This window comes from Paracoccus halophilus, assembly GCF_000763905.1.
GTDB lineage: Bacteria > Pseudomonadota > Alphaproteobacteria > Rhodobacterales > Rhodobacteraceae > Paracoccus > Paracoccus halophilus.
On record NZ_JRKN01000004.1, the window covers coordinates 33,855 to 52,929 of the forward strand.

Below are 19,075 nucleotides of genomic sequence, written 5' to 3' on the forward strand. Positions count from 1 at the left end.
TGACCCCGTCCTCTGACGGGGCGACAAGGAAGGGGCGCGACAACAGGGGTAAGCCGGAGGACAAGATGCTGGAAATCAGCCCCGACAAGATCGCCCATGTCATCATCCGCGCGCGCGAATATGACAGCGGCGTCAACGCCTGGGCCCATAGCGGCCATCGCAAGGGTGACGGAACCCGGACCGAACTGCACGAATTCATTGCCGGCCTGAACGAGGACGAGCAGGCCAGCCTTGTCGCCGTCATGTGGATCGGCCGCGATACGTTCGGCCCCGAGGATCTTGGCGAGGCGATCGAGACCGCCAAGGCCGAGCGCAGCTCCCCCACCGAGGATTACCTGATGGGCGAGCCGCAACTGGCCGATTACCTCGAGGCCGGAATGGAGGCACTGGGCATGTCGCCGGAGGAAGCCGAGGACGATCTGCAGCGCCCGGTCTGATCCGCCGAAGCCCCGCGCCACCCCGGCCGCGCCGCGCCCGGCTGCGGTCGTGGGAGGGGGCGGCGGCGATCAGGGCTGCGCGCCGATCCGGGTCAGGCGGAACAGGGAGCCGGGGTTTTCGTCGTTCAGCACCAGCAAGGCGCCGTCGGGGGCGATCGCGACATCGCGCACGCGGCCGAGATTGTCGCCGATGCGCTGTTCGCCGGTCACCCGGTCGCCGTCCAGTTCCAGCCGCACCACCGTGCCCGAGCGCAGGCCGCCGATCAGCGCGTTGCCGTTCCATTCCGGGAACATCTCGCCCTGATAAAAGACCATGCCGCTGGGGGCGATGACGGGATCCCAGTAATAAACCGGCTGCTCCATCCCGTCCTTGTGGGTGATGCCCTGATTGATCGGCTCGCCGCCGTAGTCCTGGCCATAGCTGATGATCGGCCAGCCGTAGTTCAGCCCGGCCTGCGGGCGGTTCAGCTCGTCGCCGCCATTCGCGCCATGCTCGACCGTCCAGAGCCGGCCCTGAGCGTCCAGCGCGGCGGCCTGGATGTTGCGATGGCCGTAGGACCAGATTTCGCGCCGCGCCTCGCTCTCGGTGAAGGGGTTGCCCGCTGCGGCCTCGCCGGTCTGCGGGTCGATCCTGAGCACCTTGCCCAGATGACCGCCCAGATCCTGCGACACAGGCTGTTCGGCCGAGTATATGCCGCGTTCGCCGGTGGTCACATAAAGATTGCCCTGCTGGTCGAAGACCAGCCGCGAGCCGAAATGAATCGGCGATTCGACCGGCGGCTCCTGCCGAAAGATGACCCGCACATCCTCAAGCGCGCTGCCGTCGTCCGACAGGATGCCGGTCCCGACCGAGGTCGAGCTTTCACGATTGCCGCGCGGCTCGGAAAAGCTGAACCAGACCTGCCGCGTCTGCGCGAAATCGGGCGCGACCGCGACATCGAGCATGCCGCCCTGACCCTCGACAAAGATCTCGGGCAGGCCCTTCAGGGGCTCGGAGAGCCGGTCGTCGCGAAACAGCCGGATCGTGCCGGGGCGCTCGGTGATCAGGATGCCGCCATCGGGCAGCACCGCCATGCCCCAGGGATATTCCAGCCCTTCGACCAGCGGGATCCGGATCAGACGCGGTGCCCGCGGGATGACGGGCGCGCGGGTCTGCCCCTCGAATGCCGGGCTCTGGCCGCGGGCCTCGGGCGGCCGGTCGTTGAAATCTTCCTGTGCCAGTGCTGGCAGGGCGGGCGCGAGGGCCAGCGCGAAACTGGTGGCAAGGGCGCGAAGGGGCGTCATGTCGGTCTCCGTCAACTTGGTGATACTGGTTATAGGGTGCGGGGGCTTTGCGGGTTCTGACAATCGCGTCATGCCTGCTCCTTATCCTGCGCGCAACCTAGGGGAACGCGCCCGTGGCGGCAGGCGGGGGCCGCCGCGCGCCGCGAAACGGTCCCTGGCCGGCGGCTTCGATCCGGGCCATGGCCTGCGCGATGGGTTCGACGATGACCGCCATGGCGAAGGCGGTCGCATGGATCATCCGTTCGCCATCCAGCGCCATCGCGACATGGCCGGGCCAGAACAACAGGTCATTGCGGCGAATTGCGTCCGGGACCGGGGCAAAGGCGGCCTCTTGCAGGTCACTGTCGCCGGGGCAGGGGATCGCGCAGGCGGTCAGCCCGGCCTGCACGAGGCCCGAGCAGTCGATGCCCCAGCGGCTGTTTCCGCCCCAGAGATAGGGCGTGCCGAGAAGCCGCTCGGCCATGCCGGCCGGATCCCGCGCGGCCTGGTCCGAGATGTGCTGAACCGGCACCCAGTCGCCTTGCGCCAGCCGCGCGAAATTGTTCCGCAGGGCGGTCACGGACAGGCGCGCGCCCAGCGACAGCGCCGCCGATTCCGGGCTTTTCAGATCCGGCTCGGCATAGATATGGGTCGCGGCCGCATCGACGCGATGGGTGATCGCGCAGGCGCGCTCGCCGATTTCTCCGGCCCTGATCCAGCCGCAATAGCCATCCAGCGCGGTCTGCACAAAGGCCCAGCCGTCATTTTCGTCGATCACGGTCAGATCGGCGCCGAAACCGATCTGCCGGTCGCGCGCGCCGGCGGGTGCGCGGTGCAGATCGGCCAGCGGCACCGTCAGACGGGCCGGCCTGCCGGGCGTATAGGCCGGCCGCGCGATCACGCCGCGCAGGGTTTCCAGCGCGATCCGTTCGGTCGCCGGCGTCAGGCGGCGATCTGTCGGGGCCGCGTTCATGTCAGGATCTCCGGCAGGGCGTGCAGGATGGCGCGCATCGCCTGACCGGCACCGCCCTTGGGCCGGCCGGGCGCTGCGGTCGGCTGCCAGCCATAGATGTCGAAATGCGCGTAATGGCGGGCGCGCGTGGTGAAGCGGCGCAGAAACAGCGCCGCCGTGATTGCGCCGGCAAAGCCGCCGCCGGGGGCATTGTCCAGATCGGCGATGGCGGGCTCGATCATTGTTTCATAGGGTTCCCAGAACGGCATGCGCCAGACCGGGTCGGCATGCCGCAGCCCCGCCCTTTGCAAGGCGCCGGCCACATGATCGTCATCGCAGAAAAACGGGGGCAGATCCGGGCCAAGCGCCACCCGCGCCGCGCCGGTCAGCGTCGCGACCGAGATCAGCAGATCGGGCGCTTCCTCATCGGCCAGCGCCAGCGCATCCGCCAGCACCAGACGACCCTCGGCATCGGTATTGTTCACCTCGACCGTCAGGCCCTTGCGGCTGGTCAGGATATCGCCCGGACGGAAGGCATTGGCCGATATCGCATTCTCGACCGCCGGGATCAGCACCCGCAGCCGGATGTCCCGCGTCATTCCCAGCCGTGCCAGCATCTGCGCGAGACCCAGAACATTGGCCGCGCCGCCCATGTCCTTTTTCATCAGCGCCATCGAGGCGGCGGGCTTGATGTCCAGCCCGCCGCTGTCGAAACACACGCCCTTGCCGACCAGTGTCACGCGCGGCCCCTGACCGGGAAAGCGCAGGTCCAGCAGGCGCGGAGGCTGCGCGGCGGCGCGCCCGACGGCATGGATCATCGGGAAATTCCGCGCGATCAGCGCCTCGCCCGTCGTCACCGCGAATTCGGCACCATGCTGCGCGGCAAGATGTCCGGCCGCCTGCTCAAGCTCTCCGGGGCCCATATCCGAGGCCGGCGTGTTGATCAGATCGCGGGCGAGGAACTCGCCCTCGGCCATTGCCAGCAGCCTGTTCTCGTCCAGGGTTTCGGGGCAGAGGAGCCGCGCCTGTGGCGCTTCGGCCTTTTTATAGCGCGCAAAGCGATATTGCGCGAGCAGCCAGCCCAGTACCGCGATTTCCGCGTCGAACCCGTCGGGCAGATTGGCAAGGCGCCAGTTTCCGGCGGGCAGGGTTTCCGCCGCGCGGGCAAGGCAATAGCGCTCGCGGGTCGGGCGGTCGGATCGCGGGCCGGTGCCATAAAGCGCGCCGGCCAGATCGCCCTTGGCGTCGGGCAACAGACAAAGCTGCCCCGCCTTGCCGGCAAAGCCCTGCGCCCTGGCCCAGCCGGCCGCGGCGCCGTCGATCCCGGCCGGCAGTTCGGGGCCTTCATCCGCCTGCCGGCACAGCCAGAGGGGAAGGGTCGGAGCGGAACGGTCGGCGAATTCGGGGGCGGGCATCGGCATTCTCGTCTTCGGTTTCGATGCGCGCAGGGTAGCGTGCGCAGCACCGGCTGCAAGGGGCGTGGCCGGTTCACCCGGCTGCCGGCGGGTCCCATATCTGGGTCAGGGAGCGATTGCCGATCCGAACCAGCCGCGATGATGTCGCGATCAGCGCGCCCCGGTCCTGGCGCTCGGCGCAACTGCCGACATCGATCGCCACGCCGGCCAGCGTGACCAGCCCGACCTGCCAGGCCAGCCGCGACAAATGCTCGGCATGGTTGACCACCCCCGCCAGATCGCCCGTTTCGACGGCCTCCAGCGTTCTGGTCAGCGCCAGTGCCAGCTGCTCCAGCGCGGCGCCGATGACTTGCGAGGCGGTTTGCTCGCCCAGTTCATGGATGATTTGCTCAAGCCTTTGCAGATCGATACGCACCGCTTCATCGACGGTGAGCAACGCAACCTTTGTCATGTTCATTCCTTAATCCGGGCTTTCCCGCGCCATCAGGAAAGCTCGCATCAATCCCTGAAAAAATGGTTATGTCACTTGTGTGAAACGCCTCGAACTTTATCGGTTTTGCGGGTATCAAACCGGCAGAACGCCAGCGAGGAAATCATGAAAGAAGCCAGTCTGCTGCCGCAATACCTTGTCCAGCGCTATCACGGTTGGCGCGCGACGACCTTTGTCGAAAATCGCGCCTGGTACCGGCGTCTGGCCGAGGACGGTCAGAGGCCACGGGCCATGGTCATTGCCTGCTGCGACTCGCGCGTTCATGTCACCTCGATCTTCGGCGCGGATACGGGCGAGTTCTTCATTCACCGCAATGTCGCCAATCTCGTTCCCGCCTATGCCCCGGACGGCGAGCAGCACGGCACCTCTGCTGCCGTGGAATATGCGGTGAACGCGCTCAAGGTCGCGCATCTGGTCATCGTCGGGCATACCGGTTGCGGCGGGGTGCAGGGCTGTCACGCGATGTGTTCTGGCCAAGCCCCCGATCTGGAAGAAAAAAGCAGCTTTGTGGGGCGCTGGATGGATATCCTGCGCCCGGGATATGAGCGCATCTCGAACCTGCCGGCCGACGAGCAGATTCGCGGGCTGGAGCAGCAGGCGGTGCTGATTTCGCTTGAAAATCTCATGACCTTTCCCTTTGTCAAAACAGCGCTCGAAGCCGGAGAGCTGTCCCTGCACGGTGTGCTGCATGACATCGCGCAGGGCACATTGGAGCAATATGACAGCAAGCTGGGGGTTTTCGCGCCGGTTGCCTGAAGGTCCGGATGTCGCCGGGTTGCAGCGCGGCACGGGTCATCCCGCCGCAATTTGAATCAAACGGGTACTTCAGATGCGCGCGACCGCGGCAATCCCGGTCGCAAGGATCCGCGCGCGGTTTTTGATCCGGTCCCGCCCTTGCTGCGTAAGAATCGCGAAGAGACCACGGAACGGCTCTTCGGAACGACAAACCGCATCATCGCGAGGAGAACCAGAAAATGCTGCGCAACTTTCTGATGGCGACGGCCATGAGTGCCGCTTTGGCAAATGGCGCGCTTGCACAGGATGCAACGACGGATATCGTCGATACGGCGGTCGCCGCGGGTGACTTCACGACGCTGGTCGCCGCGGTCCAGGCCGCGGGTCTCGTCGAGACGCTCAAGGGAGAGGGGCCTTTCACTGTTTTCGCCCCGACCGATGCCGCCTTTTCCGCACTGCCCGAGGGCACGGTCGACACGCTGCTGAAGCCGGAAAGCAAGGATCAGCTTGTGGCGATCCTGACCTACCACGTCGTTCCCGGCAAGGTGATGTCCACCGATATCACCGCGGGAATGACTGCGGCAACCGTTCAGGGTGGCGAGGTGACCTTCACGCTTGAGGACGGCGTGCGCGTCAATGACGCGAATGTGGTCACGGCCGATATCATGGCGTCCAACGGCGTGATCCATGTCATCGACAAGGTGATCATGCCTCCGGCAAACTGAGCCGGCGGCCGATTGTTCCGACGCGGACAGGATGGACCCGGGCCTGTTGCCCGGGTCTTTCCATGCCGGATCACCGCCGCGAGGCAGGGCGGGGCACGAGCCGGTCCAGCACTGCCAGGGCGACAATCCCGGCGGCGCAGACAAGGGCGATCAGCGTGTCGCCCGCTTGCAGGTTCGCCGCGATGACGCCGACCAGCGCCCAGCCCACGCCCAGGCGATAGGTCCAGATATGCAGGCGCGTGGCGGCGACCGGGATCGCCACGATCAAGGCCGCGAGGATCAGTGACACAGCCGCGACCCGTGGCGCGGCAAACCCGTATCCGGTCAGCACGACCGACACGGCAACCGCCGAGGCCGCCGTCAGCCAGCCCGCGTAAAGGCCCAGTGGCGCCCAGCCGCGCCAATCCGGTCCCACGCGGCGCATGGCCATGATCGCCGCCGTGGCCATCGGCAGGATCATCGCCGTGGCAAGGGGCGGCGAGCGCATCGCCGTCTCGACCCAGAACGCGCCGATGAACAGGCTGAGGGCCAGGGGCAATGCCGCACGGCTCCAGCCCGGAATTGCCGCCGGCCGCCACAGCGACCATGCGGCGGCGGCGATCAGACCCAGATAGATCACCCCCCAGATCGAGAAAGCCCAGCCCGCCGGCTGCGCCGGCCAGCGCTCGACCTGAACCGGAAAGCTTTCGCGGTAAAAGCCGCCGAAGCCCTCGGACAGCAGCGGCGATAGGGCAAAGGCGATGGCCAGCAGCAGGACGGCCAGCCGCTTGATGCGGTCGTTCATGTCAGTTCTCCGGTCTCAGGGCGCGAAACCGCGTCAGCGCGGCAAGCGCGGCTTTGCGGCCCGCGCTCAGCGCCGATGGCGGGCCGGGCTGCCAGCATGGTTTCACCTGCCATGCGCGCGGCACTGTGTCCAGCCAGGCGCGGGCTTCGGATGTCCCGGCGCTGCCCGTCCCCGCCAGCCAGCGCCGGCGATAGGCCGCATCGGGGTCGTATCTGCGGGCCTGAAGGTCGGGATTGAAGATGCGGAAATAGGGCGCCGCATCGGGGCCGCAGCCGGCCACCCATTGCCAGTTCATCGCATTCGAGGCCGGGTCCCAGTCGGTCAGGCAATCGGCGAAATGCGCAAGCCCCGCGCGCCAGTCGGTCAGCAGATGCTTGGTCAGCCAGCTTGCCGCCACCATGCGCACACGGTTATGCATCCGCCCGGTGACCCACATTTCGCGCAGGCCCGCATCGACCAGCGCCACCCCGGTTTCCGCCCGCCGCCATTGCGTCAGGCCGGGGCCGTCCTTTTGCCAGGGGAAACGCTGCCATTCCGGGCGCCAGCAGGTGTCCGTCATCTGCGGGAATTCGATCAGCAGGTGCCAGGCGAATTCCCGCCAGATCACCTCGGACAGGAATTTGGCGATCCCCTGCGCCTGACCGGATATCAGCTCCGCCTGCGGCGCGGCCATGGCCCAAAGCGTGCGCGGGCCGATCTCGCCCAGGGCCAGATGCTCGGAGAGGCCCGAGGTCACATTCAGGTCGGGGCGGTCGCGCCCGTCGGCATAGTCCTCTGCACGGTCAAGGAATTCGGCCAGCCGTGCCTGCGCCGCCGCTTCGCCGGCAGGCAGGGCGAAACGTTCCAGCGCCGCGCGTCCGCGATGCAGGTCGGGCGCCAGATCCAGCCGGGCGGGGTCCGGGTCGTCCGGCAGAGCGGCGAAACCCGTGATCCGCGCGGGCGCGTCGGGCGCCGGGCGGTCGGCGCCGATGCGGCGCAGCGCGCGGGCAAAGGGCGAATAGACGCGAAAGGCGCCGCCCGATGCATTGCGCAGCGCGGCCGGAGGCAGCAGCAGATGCCCCTGATGCAGCACCAGATCGCCGCCGATCGGACGCAGGGCCGCGCGCAGCCGCGCCTGCAGCGCGCGCATGCCGGGCGTGGGCCAGTCCGACTGATGCAGGCGGCGCGCGCCAAGGCGCTGCATCAGCACCGGCAGCAGTTCATCGGCTTCGCCGCGCAGCACGCTGACGCCCCGCCCGCCGCTGCGCGCCCGCAGCGCCGCGTCAAAGGCTGCGAGCGCGCGCCCCAGACGCCAGCGGCTGGCCGCGCCCTGTTCCAGCGTCAGGCGGTCGATGATGAACACCGGCAAGAGCGGCCCGTCGGTGATCGCGGCCCGCAGGGCGGCATTGTCGGCAAGACGGAAATCGCGGGTCAGCCAGAATATGCCGGGCGGTGCGGTCGTCACCTTGCCTCGCTGGCATGGGCAAGTGCAACCTGCACGACGTCGCATCTGCCGGTGGCAAAGGCGGCGGCGCAGCCCTGAAGGTAATATTGCCAGCCGCGCAGAAAGGCATCGTCATGGCCAAGCCGCAGGATTCGCCGGCGTTCTTCGTGCATGCGCGCGGACCAGATGCGGCAGGTGCGGGCATAGTCCTGTCCGAAAGCGTGGCTGGCCCGGACCCGCAATCCCGCCCGTGCGGCCTCGGTCGCGATCATCGCCTCGCAGGGCAGCATGCCGCCCGGAAAGACATGCTGGCGGATGAAGTCCGAGCGGCGGCGATAGAGCGAAAACCCGGCATCGGGCACGGTGATCGCCTGCAGGACCGCGCTTCCGCCCGCCTTGAGGCGCGATTTCAGCGTCGCGAAATAGGTCGGCCAATAGCGTTCGCCGACGGCCTCGATCATCTCGATCGACACGATATTGTCGTAGCGGCCGGTGACCTTGCGATAGTCCTGCAGCCGCACCTCGGCGCGGCCGTCCAGACGGGCATCGGCATAGCCCATCTGCGAGGGCGAAAGGGTGATGGCGGTGACGCGCTGGCCCCGGTCCGCGGCGGTTTCGGCAAAGCCGCCCCAGCCGCAGCCGATTTCCAGCAGGCTGTCGCCGGGCGACAAAAGCGACAGGATGCGCCGGTTCTTGCGCGCCTGCGCCTGTTCCAGATCGTCGCCCGGCCCGAACATCGCCGAGGAATAGGTCATGCCGGGATCGAGCCAGAGCTGGTAGAATTCGTTTCCGACATCGTAATGCGCGCGGATATTGCGCGAGGCACCCCGCGGGCCGTTGCCGCGCAGGAACGCGTCCACCAGCCGCATCCGCCATGTCTGCAGCCGCCCGGGCGCCGACCAGCCCGAAAGCGCGCCGCTGTTGCGCATCGCCAGCGCAAGCAGGTCCTCCAGCCTGTCGCTGTGCCAGTCGCCGGCGACCCAGCCCTCGCCCAGCCCGACATCGCCGCGCAGGGCCAGCCGCGACAACAGGCGCCAGTCGCGGAGATGCATCTCCACCTCGGGGCCGGTATCGCCAAAGCGGTGCTGCCCGCCTTCGGGCGTGGTCAGGATCAGGCGCCCCCCGGCAATCCCTTCGAGCGCGGCGAGAAAGCGGGTTTTCAGGGCGCGCGTGGCCAGCGTCATCGGCTGATCTCCTTGTCGGGAGGGGCGGGGCGGCGGCGATAGGCCGCGCCTTTCAGTTTCAGGCGCAGCGCGTGCCAGTAGATCTGCGCGATCACCCGCAGCGCGCCCCCCGGCCGGCGCAGCGCGGCGGCAAGGATCGCGCGGTTGGTCAGCCCCCGCAAGGGGCCGCTCATGGCGGTATCGACCCCGGCCTTGCCGTCGATATGGCGGATGCGAATGGCGATCCGGTCCGCATGCAGGGCAAAGCTGAACCGATAGCGGCCGCTGACATCCTGAAAGGGCGAGACGTGAAAGACCTTGCGCGCGCTCAGCCGCGTGCCCTGGGTGATTGGCGCCCGGTCCGGCGCGACCAGCAGATAGCTGTGGCGCTGGCCGAAGGTGTTGTTCACCTCGGCGATGACCGCGAGCAGCGCGTCATCCTCGATCAGCATCCAGAAGCTGACCGGATTGAACCAGTAGCCCAGAAAACGCGGCTGGGTCAGCAGTGCCAGCACCAGACCGGGGCGGCGGGCGATCCCGGCGCCGCCGATCTGCTCCCATGCCCAGGAGGCGCCGGAACCCCGGCCGCGCGGGCCGCCATGGTCGGCATCGTGAAATGCCAGCAGGTTGAAGCGGTTATGCGACATGAGCGCCGGCGGGCGGAACCCCTCGGGCGCCAGCAGCAGGTAATCCGCATCGGTGCGAAAGGCGTGGCGCAGCTGGCCGCGCCGGGCATGGGTGACCTGCGCGCGCATCGCCAGCACCTCGCCCGATCCCAGCCGCGCCGCCAGCGTCACAGCGCCACCATGCCGGGCAGCAGGCGGCGCGCGATGCGCATGGCGCTGGCAAATCCGTCCTCGTGAAAGCCGTTGCGCAGCCAGGCCCCGGCGAACCAGGTGTTGTGGCGGCCGTCAAGGCGCCTGATCCGCTCCTGCGCCGCGAGCGCGGCGTGATCGAAAACCGGGTGGCGAAAGGTGGTCTCGTCATGGATCAGCCGCTCGTCGATGCCGCCCTGCGGGTTCAGCGTCACGAAAAGCGGATCGTCCTCGGGGATGGCTTGCAGGCGGTTCATCCAATAGCTGACCGCGACGCCGTGGCCCGGTGCCGCGCCACGCGCGACCCATGAACTCCAGCAGCGCCTGAGGCGGGGCATGACCGACGGATCGGCATGCAGCACCGCCCGGTTGGGCTGGAAACGGATCGCGGAAAGGCCGGCGGTCTCATCGGGGTCGGGATCGGCCAGCAGCGCCAGCGCCTGATCGGCATGGGTGGCAAGCACGATCTGGTCGAATGTCTCGGCCAGCCCGCCCCGGCAGCGCAGGGATACGCGGCCTTCGTTGCGCCGGACGCTCAACACCGGGCTGCCCGGGCGCAGATCGACCCCGGCGCGCAAAAGCGCCGCCTGCAGCCGCCCGACATAGGTGACCGAGCCGCCTTCGACCGTCCACCACGGATATTGGCCGCACCGCGACAAGAGCCCGTGATTGCGCATGAAACGGACCAGCGCCCGCGCAGGAAAGGCGCCGATATCGCGATCGGGCGTCGACCAGATGGCGCCGCAGAACGGGAACAGATAATGGTCGCGGAACCGTGCGCCCAGACGCATCCCCGCGATCATCTGCGCGATGGTCAGCTGCGGCGCGGCCTCGATGGCGGCCTCGGCCCCGGCGTTGAAGCGCAGGATGTCGCGAATCATCCCGTGAAAGCGCGGATCCAGAATATTGCGCCGCTGCCCGAACAGCGCATTGGCCGAGCGCAGCGCATATTCCACACGCCCACCATCCAGAGAGACGCCAAAGCTCATGTCGCTTTTCACGACCGGCACGTCGAGGTCGCGGAACATGGCCGTCAGATGCGGATAATTCACATGGTTGAAGACGATGAAGCCGGTATCGACCGGCCGGTCGCGATGCCGCCCGGCGATCACGGTGCGCGCGTGACCGCCCAGACGCGGCTCGGCCTCGAACAGGGTTACCCTGTGCGCGCGCGACAGAAGCCAGGCGGATGCAAGCCCGGCAATGCCACCGCCGACAATGGCGATGCGCTGCGGCGCACCTTTTGAAACGTCGAAGGGCATGGATTCCCGTTGCTTGTTGTTTCCTCATTACGCGGCATCCCGGGGTGCGGATCAGTCGCGGCGAAAATTTTCCGCGCTTTGTGATCCGATCGGCCGCCTGACGCGTAGCCCCGACATGGAAACCGCGATTGTGCCCGTTGCCTGCAGAGACCATAGAGGAGTTGGGCCGCATGCCAATCCGGCGGCGCAACGCCATGGCCATGGACAGAAGGCGGAATGTTTGCAGTCCGGTGATGACAGCCTTTCAGAGATGACGCGCCACCTGATCGCGGTGCGGGACCGGCGCGACCGGGCGGCCTTTTGCTGTCTGTTCGACCATTTCGCGCCCCGGCTCAAGGCGATGCTGCTGCGCCGGGGTCTGCGCGACGGAAGCGCCGAGGATGTCGTGCAGGACGTGATGCTGACGGTCTGGCACAAGGCGGCGCAGTTCGATCCGCATCGCGCCGAAGCTTCCGGCTGGATCTATGCCATCGCCCGCAACCGCCGCATCGACCTGGAGCGCCGCCGCCCCCTGTCGCAGCCCGAGGAGCTGCCGGAACCCGAAACCGCTGAGCCCGATGCCGCGCAGATCCTCGCGCTGCAGCAGGAGGCCCGCCACCTTGCCGAGGCGCTTGCCCGCCTGGCGCCCGAACAGGCCGAGGCACTGCGCGCCGCCTATTTCAGCGATCTGCCGCACCGCCGGATCGCCGAGATGAGCGGGCTGCCGCTTGGCACCATCAAGTCCCGCATCCGCCTTGGCCTCGAACGCCTGCGCCACGAGCTGAAGAACATCGCCCCATGACCGAGATCCGCCACCATATCCCCGAGGACATTCTGGACGCCTATCGCGCCGGCAGCCTGTCGCATGCCTTTGCCGTGGTCGTGGCCGCGCATCTGTCGCTCTGCGACCGCTGCCGCGCCCGTCACGAGGCGGCGGACATGATCGGCGGCGCGCTTCTGGATCAGGCCGAGGCGGTGCCCCTGGCTACGGGCGCCCGGCAGCGGATGATGGCGCTGCTGGACGGGCCGCCGCCGCGCCCGCCGATGCGCGGCACGGGCATGTTTCCGGCGCCGGTGATGGCAGAGCTTGGCGGCCTCCCGCCGCGCTGGAAAATGCTGGGCGGCGGCATCCGCCAGCAGATCCTGTCGGCCGACCGGGACGGATCGCTGCGGCTTCTTTACATTCCGGGCGGCAAGGCGGTGCCGGAGCACGGCCATCGCGGGCTGGAGCTGACGCTGGTCCTGCAGGGCAGCTTTCACGACAGCGAAGGCAGCTTTGGCCGCGGCGATGTCGAGGCCGCCCATGACGAGATCGACCATCAGCCCATAGCCGACCCGGGCGCGCCCTGCATCTGCCTCGCGGCTACGGATGCGCCGCTGCGGTTCCACGCGATGCTGCCGCGGCTGTTGCAGCCCCTTTTCCGGATCTGAGCGGTGGATTTCGCCGGCCGCCGCATCTGGATCATCGGTGCCAGTGCGGGGATCGGCGCGGCGCTTGCCCGCGCGCTGGCGGATCGCGGCGCGCGGCTGGTCCTGTCCGCGCGCGATGCGGGCGCGCTGGACCGGCTCGCGACGGAATGCGGCGGGGCGCGGGTGCTTGCCCTCGATCTCGCGCGGGCCGAAGCGCTGGCCGAGGCCTGCGACGCCCTTGCCGCCGATGCGCCGCTGGATGCGGTGATCTGCACCGCCGCGCTTTATGATCCGGGCCGGGTGGCCGATCTCGACCCCGCCCGGGCCGAGGCGATGGTACGCGTCAACATCCTCGGCATGATGGAAGTGGCGCGGCTCTGCCCGCCGCTCTTGCGCGATGGCGGGCAATTGCTGCTGTTCGGCTCGGTCGCGGGCTATCTTGGCCTGCCGGGCGGTCAGCCCTATTCCGCGACCAAGGCGGCGGTGAACAACCTGGCCGAAAGTCTTGCGGTGGAACTGGCCCCCCGCATCGAGGTTAAGCTGGTCTGCCCCGGCTTCGTGCGCACGCGGCTGACGGCCAAGAACCGCTTCACCATGCCCGCGATCATCACGCCCGAAGAGGCCGCCGGGCACGTCCTGCGCGGCATGAGCCGTCGCGGGTTCGAAATCCACTTTCCGCGCCGCTTCACCCTGGCGGTGAAGCTGCTGCGGATCCTGCCCTATGCCCTGTCGCTGCGCATCACCGGGCGCATGGGCTGAGCGCTCAGGCCAGCCGGCCGGTCAGCGCGACCACCCCCGCCCATGCGGAAAACCCGGTCAGCACCGTGCCCCAGAGCGTATCCGCGACGACCTGCTGCCAGGACCAGTCGGCAAGCGTGGCGTAATTGGTCATCTCATAGGTTCCGTAGCAGAGAAATCCCAGCACGAGCCCGCCAAGAAGCGCCTGCACCGGCTCGCCGGTTCTGAGCGCCGACCAGGACACCATCCACAAGAGCCCCGCGACATAGACCAAGTAGAACACCGCCGCCGGCCCGAGCCGCAGCGGCTCGGCCAGCAGGTGGCCGACATGGCGATCAAAGACCGGGCGTATCAGGAACCGGATGCCGATGATGTCGAGCCCGAGGAACACCCCGGCGGTGATCAGATAGAGGAGCAGGGCTTGCAGCATCTCGTATCCTTGTCCTCATGGTGTCGATCGCATGTGTCACGCTCGATGGATCTGTGCCCACCCGGACGGCGTGTCCGCCGGAGGCCGGTTCAGGTATCGCGCGGCGGAGGCCCGGCCCATCGCAGCATTCTTTCGTGCTATACGCCCGCGCCGTCACCCCGGATCATTCGACAGCCGAAAAATGGATGAGATTCCGATTTTGCCCGACGCTCGGCGGGGGACCTTTCCCGGACCAGCGCTCGCGCCGGTTCGGCGGTGGAATGGATGAACCGGTCCCGCCCGTCGGGGGGCCAACCCCTTCGACGCTGAGCCGGCGTCTTTCCGGAACAGGCCCAGCCGCGCGGCCGCGCCGGGCCAATGAAAAAACAGCCGGGCCAGCCGGCTGTTTCGATTGTTGCCGCTGCTGCGTCTGCGATCAGCCCAGCAGGAATTCGTCCACCGCCGCATCCAGCGCCGCGCCGTCCTGATAGCCCAGGTTCACGATCCGAACGTCCATATCGCGGCCGGTATCGGCCTCGTCATAGGCGGTGTCCGCCGTGGCATGATTGTCCAGCAGATATTCGGCCAGCGCGTCCTGCTCGGTCCCGTCATCGGCAAAGGTCGCGTCGCCGCTCTGCACGCCGAGATTCTCGATCGAGACAAAGTCGAATTCGTCGCCCGTCGGGAAGGGGTAGCCATCGCCGCCGGTGGACAGGAAGTCCAGCGTGACGACGCCGTATTCGCGCGTGGCATCGACCACCTCGCCGTCATCGACCAGAACCGCGCGCACCGCGCCGGTTTCGGGATCGACAAAGACCGCATCCTCGATCCGGTCGCCGGCTGCGGCGGTGGGGTCGAAGCTGAACTGGATCCCCGAAATCTGCGGAAAGCGGCCGTTGACATCGGGCAGCGCGCTGATGCCGTATTCCAGCAGTTCGACGATCTCGGCGGCGGTCAGCGTGCCGACGGCCAGATCGTTGTTGAAGGCCAGTGCGGTCTGGATGTCGTTCTGGCTGATGCCGCCCTCGGGGCGGATCTCATTGCCCTCGGCATCGTAGATCGCGGAATTGACGCCGCGCACGGCCTCGGTCTCGCCGGCGGGCACGGTGATCTCGCCGATCGAGGCGCGGATGCCGCCGCCGTTCTTGATCGACATCCAGACCTCGACATCGTCCTGGATCTCGTTGGCATAGGCCAGGTTCGCATCCGCCGTCAGGTTGCCCAGGTTGGTTTCCTGCACGCGCACCCCGTCGGGATCGTCCGCCGCATCGGTGCCCGAGCGGTTGCCGTTCAGATAGACGTTCGAGATGCCGAAGACATTGCCCTGGGTCTCGACGATCTCGGCCAGGATATTGTCGGCGATCTCCTGGATCTCGGGGTCCACGAGATCCTCGGCGCCCAGATCGACCACGCCCTGATCGTCGGTCGCGAACACGCCCGAGACATCCGCGTCATAGCTGGCCGGGATGATATTGCCATCCTCGTCGAAATCGACCACCAGACGGCCGACATAGCTGTAATTGCCGTCGGTATTGACGATCGCCGTGGTGGTGCCGCCGGCATTCTCGACAAAGATCGGATAGGTGCCCTGCGCGCTGTCGCCGTCGCGCAGGCGGTCGTTTTCATCGACCAGACGCGTGTTCGAGCCGCCGGCGACGATGACATCGACGTTTTCCAGCAGCGGCGCCAGCGCCTCTTCGATGCTGAGTTGCTGCATATGCGTGGCCAGCACCACCTTGTTCAGGTCGGGATTCGCGGCCAGCAGCGCGTCCACCTCGGCCTGGATGATTTCGGCCAGGGCGGCGATTTCCTCGGCGGTCGGAATGGTGTCGGCCCAGACCGGCATCACGGTCACCTCGCCCGAGCTGGAGATCCGGCTCAGCGTGGGCGTGGTCGCGCCGATCACGGCGACCTGTTCACCGCCGGTCTCGATGATCACCGATGAGGTCACCGAATTGCCCTGCGGCGCCTGACCGCCCTCGACGGCCAGCGGCGCCAGATTGGGATCGGTCGAGAAATCCAGATTGGTCGAAAGATAGGGGAAGGCGGTGCCCCCGAAGCCTTCGGCGGCCGCGCCCGAGATCAGATCGGCCAGTACCTCGGTGCCCAGGTCGAAATCATGGTTGCCAAGCGCGATGGCGTCGATGCCCAGTTCGTTCTGGATCAGGATGTCGGCGATGCCCGGCGCGCCATAGACGGCGGTCGAGGCGTCGAAGAACAGCCCCGGAATGAGCGCGTCGCCCGAGGTCACGGTCAGCACGCCATCGGCGCCCAGATCCTGATCGCGCAGCGCGTTCAGAACCGCCGACAGGTTCGGCGCGTCCTCGGTCGAGCTGGCATTGGCTTCCTGATCGGAAAAATGCAGCAGGTTCAGGCGGAAGGTGGTATCCTGATCGGCCACGGTCAGGGTCGCCTCATCCTCGCCGCCCTTGCCGTCCGAGACGGTATAGGTCAGCTGGATCTCGCCGGCATCGTCGTATTTCTTGACGACGATCTCGCCATCCTCGTTGACCTTGGCCCAGCCCTGGACGTCGCCATCGTCGTCGCGCAGGATGACCTTGCAGTTCTTGTCGACCTTGATGCCGTTGATCTCGGTCACCTCAAGGCGGTTGCCGTCGGCATCGCTGTCATTGGCCAGCACATCGACGGTGACCTTCTTGCCGTCGGCCAGCACGTAATCGTCGGCGGCGACCGGGTTTTCGTTCGTGGGCTCGGGGCGGTCGCAGCCGTCCTTGCCGCCGTGGCCCCATTTGTCGCGGCCGTGGCCGTCATGCCCGCCATGACCATTGTCCCGGCCATGGTCGTCATCCCGGCCGCCCCATTTGTCGCGGCCGTCATCCTTGTCGCGGCCGTGGTCGTCACGCCCGCCACGGCCCTTGTCCCGGCCGTGGTCGTCATCCCGGCCGCCCCATTTGTCGCGACCGTCATCCTTGTCGCGGCCGTCCCATCTGTCCCTGCCGTGCCCGTCATCGGACCGGCGCCCGTCGCCTTTTCCGAAGTTTCCGCGACCGGTCCAGTCCCCGCCGAAAGCGCCGAATTTTGCAAACATCCGTTTTTCCCCAAAAAACAAGAAATCAGCCCGTTTCTGAGAGGCAGCCTCATCAGAAGGACATGGTGGCGGTCACTCTGCGACACGCCGATGAACCGGACATGAAGATTATGTAACCGGATCATGGGGCCGGGCGGTGTTCGGGCGCCCGCGTCCCGGATATCGAAACATGGGTCCCAGATCGGCCGAAGCCGCCATGTCATTTGTCAGTCAGGAGGATGGAGAGGCGGGGGTATTCAGTAAGTCTCGATATGCAGCCGACCCTCGTCGCACATCTGCAGGCGCAGCGCCGGCCAGTCCAGATCATGGCGGGCGCAGATCTCGGCCATGGCGGTCTCGACCCCCTCTTCCAGCCCGCGCAACCCGCAGACATAGATATAGGTCTTGGGGTTGCGCAGCGCGTCGGCGACCAGGTCATGGCGCTGCAGCAGCCGGTCCTGGACATATTCGCGCTCAGCCGCCGGCTGCCGCGAATAGACCAGTTCGCGGTGCAGTTGCGATTGCAGCAGGCGCTGCAGCGGACCGAAATAGGGCAGTTCCTCGGGCGTGCGGGCGCCGAAGAACAGATACATGCGGCCCGGCTCGGGCGCGGTGCGGCGGCGGCGCAGCGAAAAGGCCCTAAAGGGCGAGACGCCGGTGCCGGTGCAGATCATCAAGAGATCGGTGGTCGGGTCGTCCGGCATCAGATAGGTCGAGCCGAAAGGCCCGATCACGTCCAGCCGGTCGCCTACGGCCATGTCGCACAGCCAGTTCGAGGCCAGCCCGGGTTGCCCGTCCGACCGCATCACCCGCTTGACCGTCAGGCTCATATTGTTGGTATTGGGCTTTTCGCCGTCGCGCGGGCTGGCCACGGAATAGAGCCGCATCGCATGGGGCCGGCCCTCGGCATCGGTGCCGGGGGGAAGGACGCCGATGCTCTGCCCCTCCAGATAGGGAAAGTATTCAGAGCCGAAATCCAGAATGATGTGATGCACGTCGCTGTCGGTGCCGCTTTCGGTGATGCGGGCATTGCCGGTCACGGTGGCATGGGCCGGATCGGCGCGGGTATAGACATTGACCTGCGGATGCGCGGCGCTGGCGGGGGCGCGGGCGGCGCCGCCCATGGCGCCGGCGGCGCGGGCAAGAAGGTCGGCGGCCTCGTCGTCGAAGGCATCGGGCGGCGCCACATCCGCCGCAGCCGGGCGCGGGGGCAGAAACTGCCAGCCATGCTGTTCGTCCAGCGTAAAGGGCGTCTCGACATCGAACCAGTTGTCGATGGCGCCGGTCGGGCAGGGCCGCACGCATCTCATGCAGAAATTGCAGATATCGACATTCACGACATAGTTGCGGTCATGGCTGATCGCCCCGGTGGGACAACGCGTTTCGCAGGTGTTGCACCGGATGCAGATTTCGGGATCGATCAGATGCTGGCGGATGGTCATGGCCCAGTGCCCGCGCCGGCCCGTTGAACGAGGTCAGCAGGCCGGCGCGGCCGTTTCCCGGTCAGGCCGCCACGGCGCTGTCATGGATTGCGGCGGCCAGATCGTCCAGCGTCGCATGCTGCGCATTGGCCATGTCCAGCGCGCCCTGCAGATGCGATGCGGCCGGCAACCCCTTGGCCCTGGCCCATGCGCCAAGCGTGTTGAAACGCGCGATCTCGTAATGCTGGATCGCCTGCAGACAGGCCAGCAGGCCCGCATCCTGCAACGCCCCCTTGCCCTGACCGTCATTCAGCACGTCCTCGGTCTCCTGCAGCAGGCCCAGGATCGCCTCGCAGGTCACGCCCTCGGGCTTCTGGTCAAGCGCCTTGAAGGCCTCTTCCAGACGGGCGATCTGCTGCCGGGTCTCGTCCGCGCGGCCCTGAAGCACCGCCCCTAGCCTGCCGTCATCGGCGGCGGCGGCCAGTTCCGGCAGCATCTTCAGGATCGACTGCTCGGCGAAATACATGTCCTTGAGGAAATGCATGAACAGGTCGTTGAATGTCTTCATGGGTTCTCCTCCCCCGTGGCTGGGCACGACCGGACGCCGCCCTGAAGGCGCCGCCATG

At 67.3% G+C, this 19,075-nt stretch carries 19 protein-coding genes; 6 read left to right on the forward strand and 13 right to left on the reverse strand.

All coding sequences use genetic code 11. The features are described from left to right. Positions 1-65 precede the first annotated feature (65 nt). Positions 66-437, forward strand: a complete 372-nt coding sequence (locus tag IT41_RS03810; RefSeq protein ID WP_036738883.1) for a DUF3775 domain-containing protein — start codon at positions 66-68, stop codon at positions 435-437. Positions 438-506: 69 nt separating this feature from the next. Here IT41_RS03810 and IT41_RS03815 read toward each other — a convergent pair whose 3' ends face one another. From IT41_RS03815 to IT41_RS03830, 4 genes are all read right to left on the reverse strand, one after another. Then, positions 507-1,721 (reverse strand): PQQ-dependent sugar dehydrogenase, encoded by a 1,215-nt coding sequence (locus tag IT41_RS03815; RefSeq protein ID WP_036739077.1) that lies wholly within the window; start codon positions 1,719-1,721, stop codon positions 507-509. A gap of 97 nt (positions 1,722-1,818) precedes the next feature. Continuing rightward, positions 1,819-2,673 (reverse strand): C40 family peptidase, encoded by an 855-nt coding sequence (locus IT41_RS03820; protein WP_074948004.1) that lies wholly within the window; start codon positions 2,671-2,673, stop codon positions 1,819-1,821. Continuing rightward, positions 2,670-4,067: a leucyl aminopeptidase family protein gene (locus tag IT41_RS03825; protein WP_036738884.1), complete on the reverse strand. Its 1,398-nt coding sequence runs from the start codon at positions 4,065-4,067 to the stop codon at positions 2,670-2,672. Before IT41_RS03825 ends, IT41_RS03820 begins: the two co-directional genes overlap by 4 nt. Before the next feature lie 73 nt (positions 4,068-4,140). Beyond that, positions 4,141-4,518, reverse strand: coding sequence for a hypothetical protein (locus tag IT41_RS03830; protein WP_036739079.1), 378 nt, complete (start codon positions 4,516-4,518; stop codon positions 4,141-4,143). 144 nt (positions 4,519-4,662) lie between these two features. Between IT41_RS03830 and IT41_RS03835 the strand changes: the two genes are divergently transcribed. Next, complete coding sequence (locus IT41_RS03835; RefSeq protein WP_036739080.1) at positions 4,663-5,313, forward strand: carbonic anhydrase; 651 nt, start codon at positions 4,663-4,665, stop codon at positions 5,311-5,313. Between the two features lie 218 nt (positions 5,314-5,531). Next, entirely contained in the window at positions 5,532-6,017 is a 486-nt protein-coding gene (locus IT41_RS03840) for a fasciclin domain-containing protein (protein ID WP_036738885.1), read from the forward strand. 70 nt (positions 6,018-6,087) lie between these two features. Here the strand turns inward: IT41_RS03840 and IT41_RS03845 are convergent, their stop codons facing one another. Genes IT41_RS03845 through IT41_RS03865 form a run of 5 tightly spaced genes read right to left on the reverse strand, consistent with a single transcriptional unit; the run spans position 6,088 to position 11,464 of the window. Further along, the gene (locus tag IT41_RS03845) at positions 6,088-6,801 is read right to left on the reverse strand and encodes a tryptophan-rich sensory protein (protein WP_036738886.1); all 714 of its coding nucleotides are present in this window, start codon (positions 6,799-6,801) and stop codon (positions 6,088-6,090) included. Position 6,802: 1 nt separating this feature from the next. Further along, entirely contained in the window at positions 6,803-8,245 is a 1,443-nt protein-coding gene (locus IT41_RS03850) for a cryptochrome/photolyase family protein (RefSeq protein ID WP_036738887.1), read from the reverse strand. Continuing rightward, positions 8,242-9,408, reverse strand: coding sequence for an SAM-dependent methyltransferase (locus IT41_RS03855; RefSeq protein WP_036738888.1), 1,167 nt, complete (start codon positions 9,406-9,408; stop codon positions 8,242-8,244). The genes IT41_RS03850 and IT41_RS03855 overlap by 4 nt, the downstream gene beginning before the upstream one ends. Continuing rightward, on the reverse strand, positions 9,405-10,184 hold the full coding sequence (locus IT41_RS03860; protein WP_331435191.1) for a DUF1365 domain-containing protein: 780 nt from the start codon (positions 10,182-10,184) through the stop codon (positions 9,405-9,407). Before IT41_RS03860 ends, IT41_RS03855 begins: the two co-directional genes overlap by 4 nt. Then, positions 10,181-11,464: an NAD(P)/FAD-dependent oxidoreductase gene (locus tag IT41_RS03865; RefSeq protein WP_036738889.1), complete on the reverse strand. Its 1,284-nt coding sequence runs from the start codon at positions 11,462-11,464 to the stop codon at positions 10,181-10,183. Before IT41_RS03865 ends, IT41_RS03860 begins: the two co-directional genes overlap by 4 nt. A gap of 250 nt (positions 11,465-11,714) precedes the next feature. Here IT41_RS03865 and IT41_RS03870 point away from each other — a divergent pair, with 250 nt between their 5' ends. Genes IT41_RS03870 through IT41_RS03880 form a run of 3 tightly spaced genes read left to right on the forward strand, consistent with a single transcriptional unit; the run spans position 11,715 to position 13,612 of the window. Then, the gene (locus tag IT41_RS03870; RefSeq protein WP_052081265.1) at positions 11,715-12,245 is read left to right on the forward strand and encodes a sigma-70 family RNA polymerase sigma factor; all 531 of its coding nucleotides are present in this window, start codon (positions 11,715-11,717) and stop codon (positions 12,243-12,245) included. Further along, positions 12,242-12,874 (forward strand): ChrR family anti-sigma-E factor, encoded by a 633-nt coding sequence (locus tag IT41_RS03875; RefSeq protein WP_036738891.1) that lies wholly within the window; start codon positions 12,242-12,244, stop codon positions 12,872-12,874. The genes IT41_RS03870 and IT41_RS03875 overlap by 4 nt, the downstream gene beginning before the upstream one ends. Before the next feature lie 3 nt (positions 12,875-12,877). After that, the gene (locus IT41_RS03880; protein ID WP_036738892.1) at positions 12,878-13,612 is read left to right on the forward strand and encodes an SDR family NAD(P)-dependent oxidoreductase; all 735 of its coding nucleotides are present in this window, start codon (positions 12,878-12,880) and stop codon (positions 13,610-13,612) included. Between the two features lie 4 nt (positions 13,613-13,616). Here the strand turns inward: IT41_RS03880 and IT41_RS03885 are convergent, their stop codons facing one another. From IT41_RS03885 to IT41_RS03900, 4 genes are all read right to left on the reverse strand, one after another. After that, positions 13,617-14,021: a DUF2177 family protein gene (locus tag IT41_RS03885; protein WP_036738893.1), complete on the reverse strand. Its 405-nt coding sequence runs from the start codon at positions 14,019-14,021 to the stop codon at positions 13,617-13,619. A 415-nt stretch (positions 14,022-14,436) separates the two neighbouring features. Next, positions 14,437-17,049, reverse strand: coding sequence for a 5'-nucleotidase C-terminal domain-containing protein (locus IT41_RS03890; protein ID WP_052081266.1), 2,613 nt, complete (start codon positions 17,047-17,049; stop codon positions 14,437-14,439). A 236-nt stretch (positions 17,050-17,285) separates the two neighbouring features. Continuing rightward, a complete protein-coding gene (gene boxA, locus IT41_RS03895) occupies positions 17,286-18,470 on the reverse strand; it encodes a benzoyl-CoA 2,3-epoxidase subunit BoxA (RefSeq protein ID WP_036738894.1) in 1,185 nt (394 codons plus the stop codon). A gap of 61 nt (positions 18,471-18,531) precedes the next feature. Further along, the gene (locus tag IT41_RS03900) at positions 18,532-19,017 is read right to left on the reverse strand and encodes a YciE/YciF ferroxidase family protein (protein WP_036738895.1); all 486 of its coding nucleotides are present in this window, start codon (positions 19,015-19,017) and stop codon (positions 18,532-18,534) included. Positions 19,018-19,075: the final 58 nt, after the last annotated feature.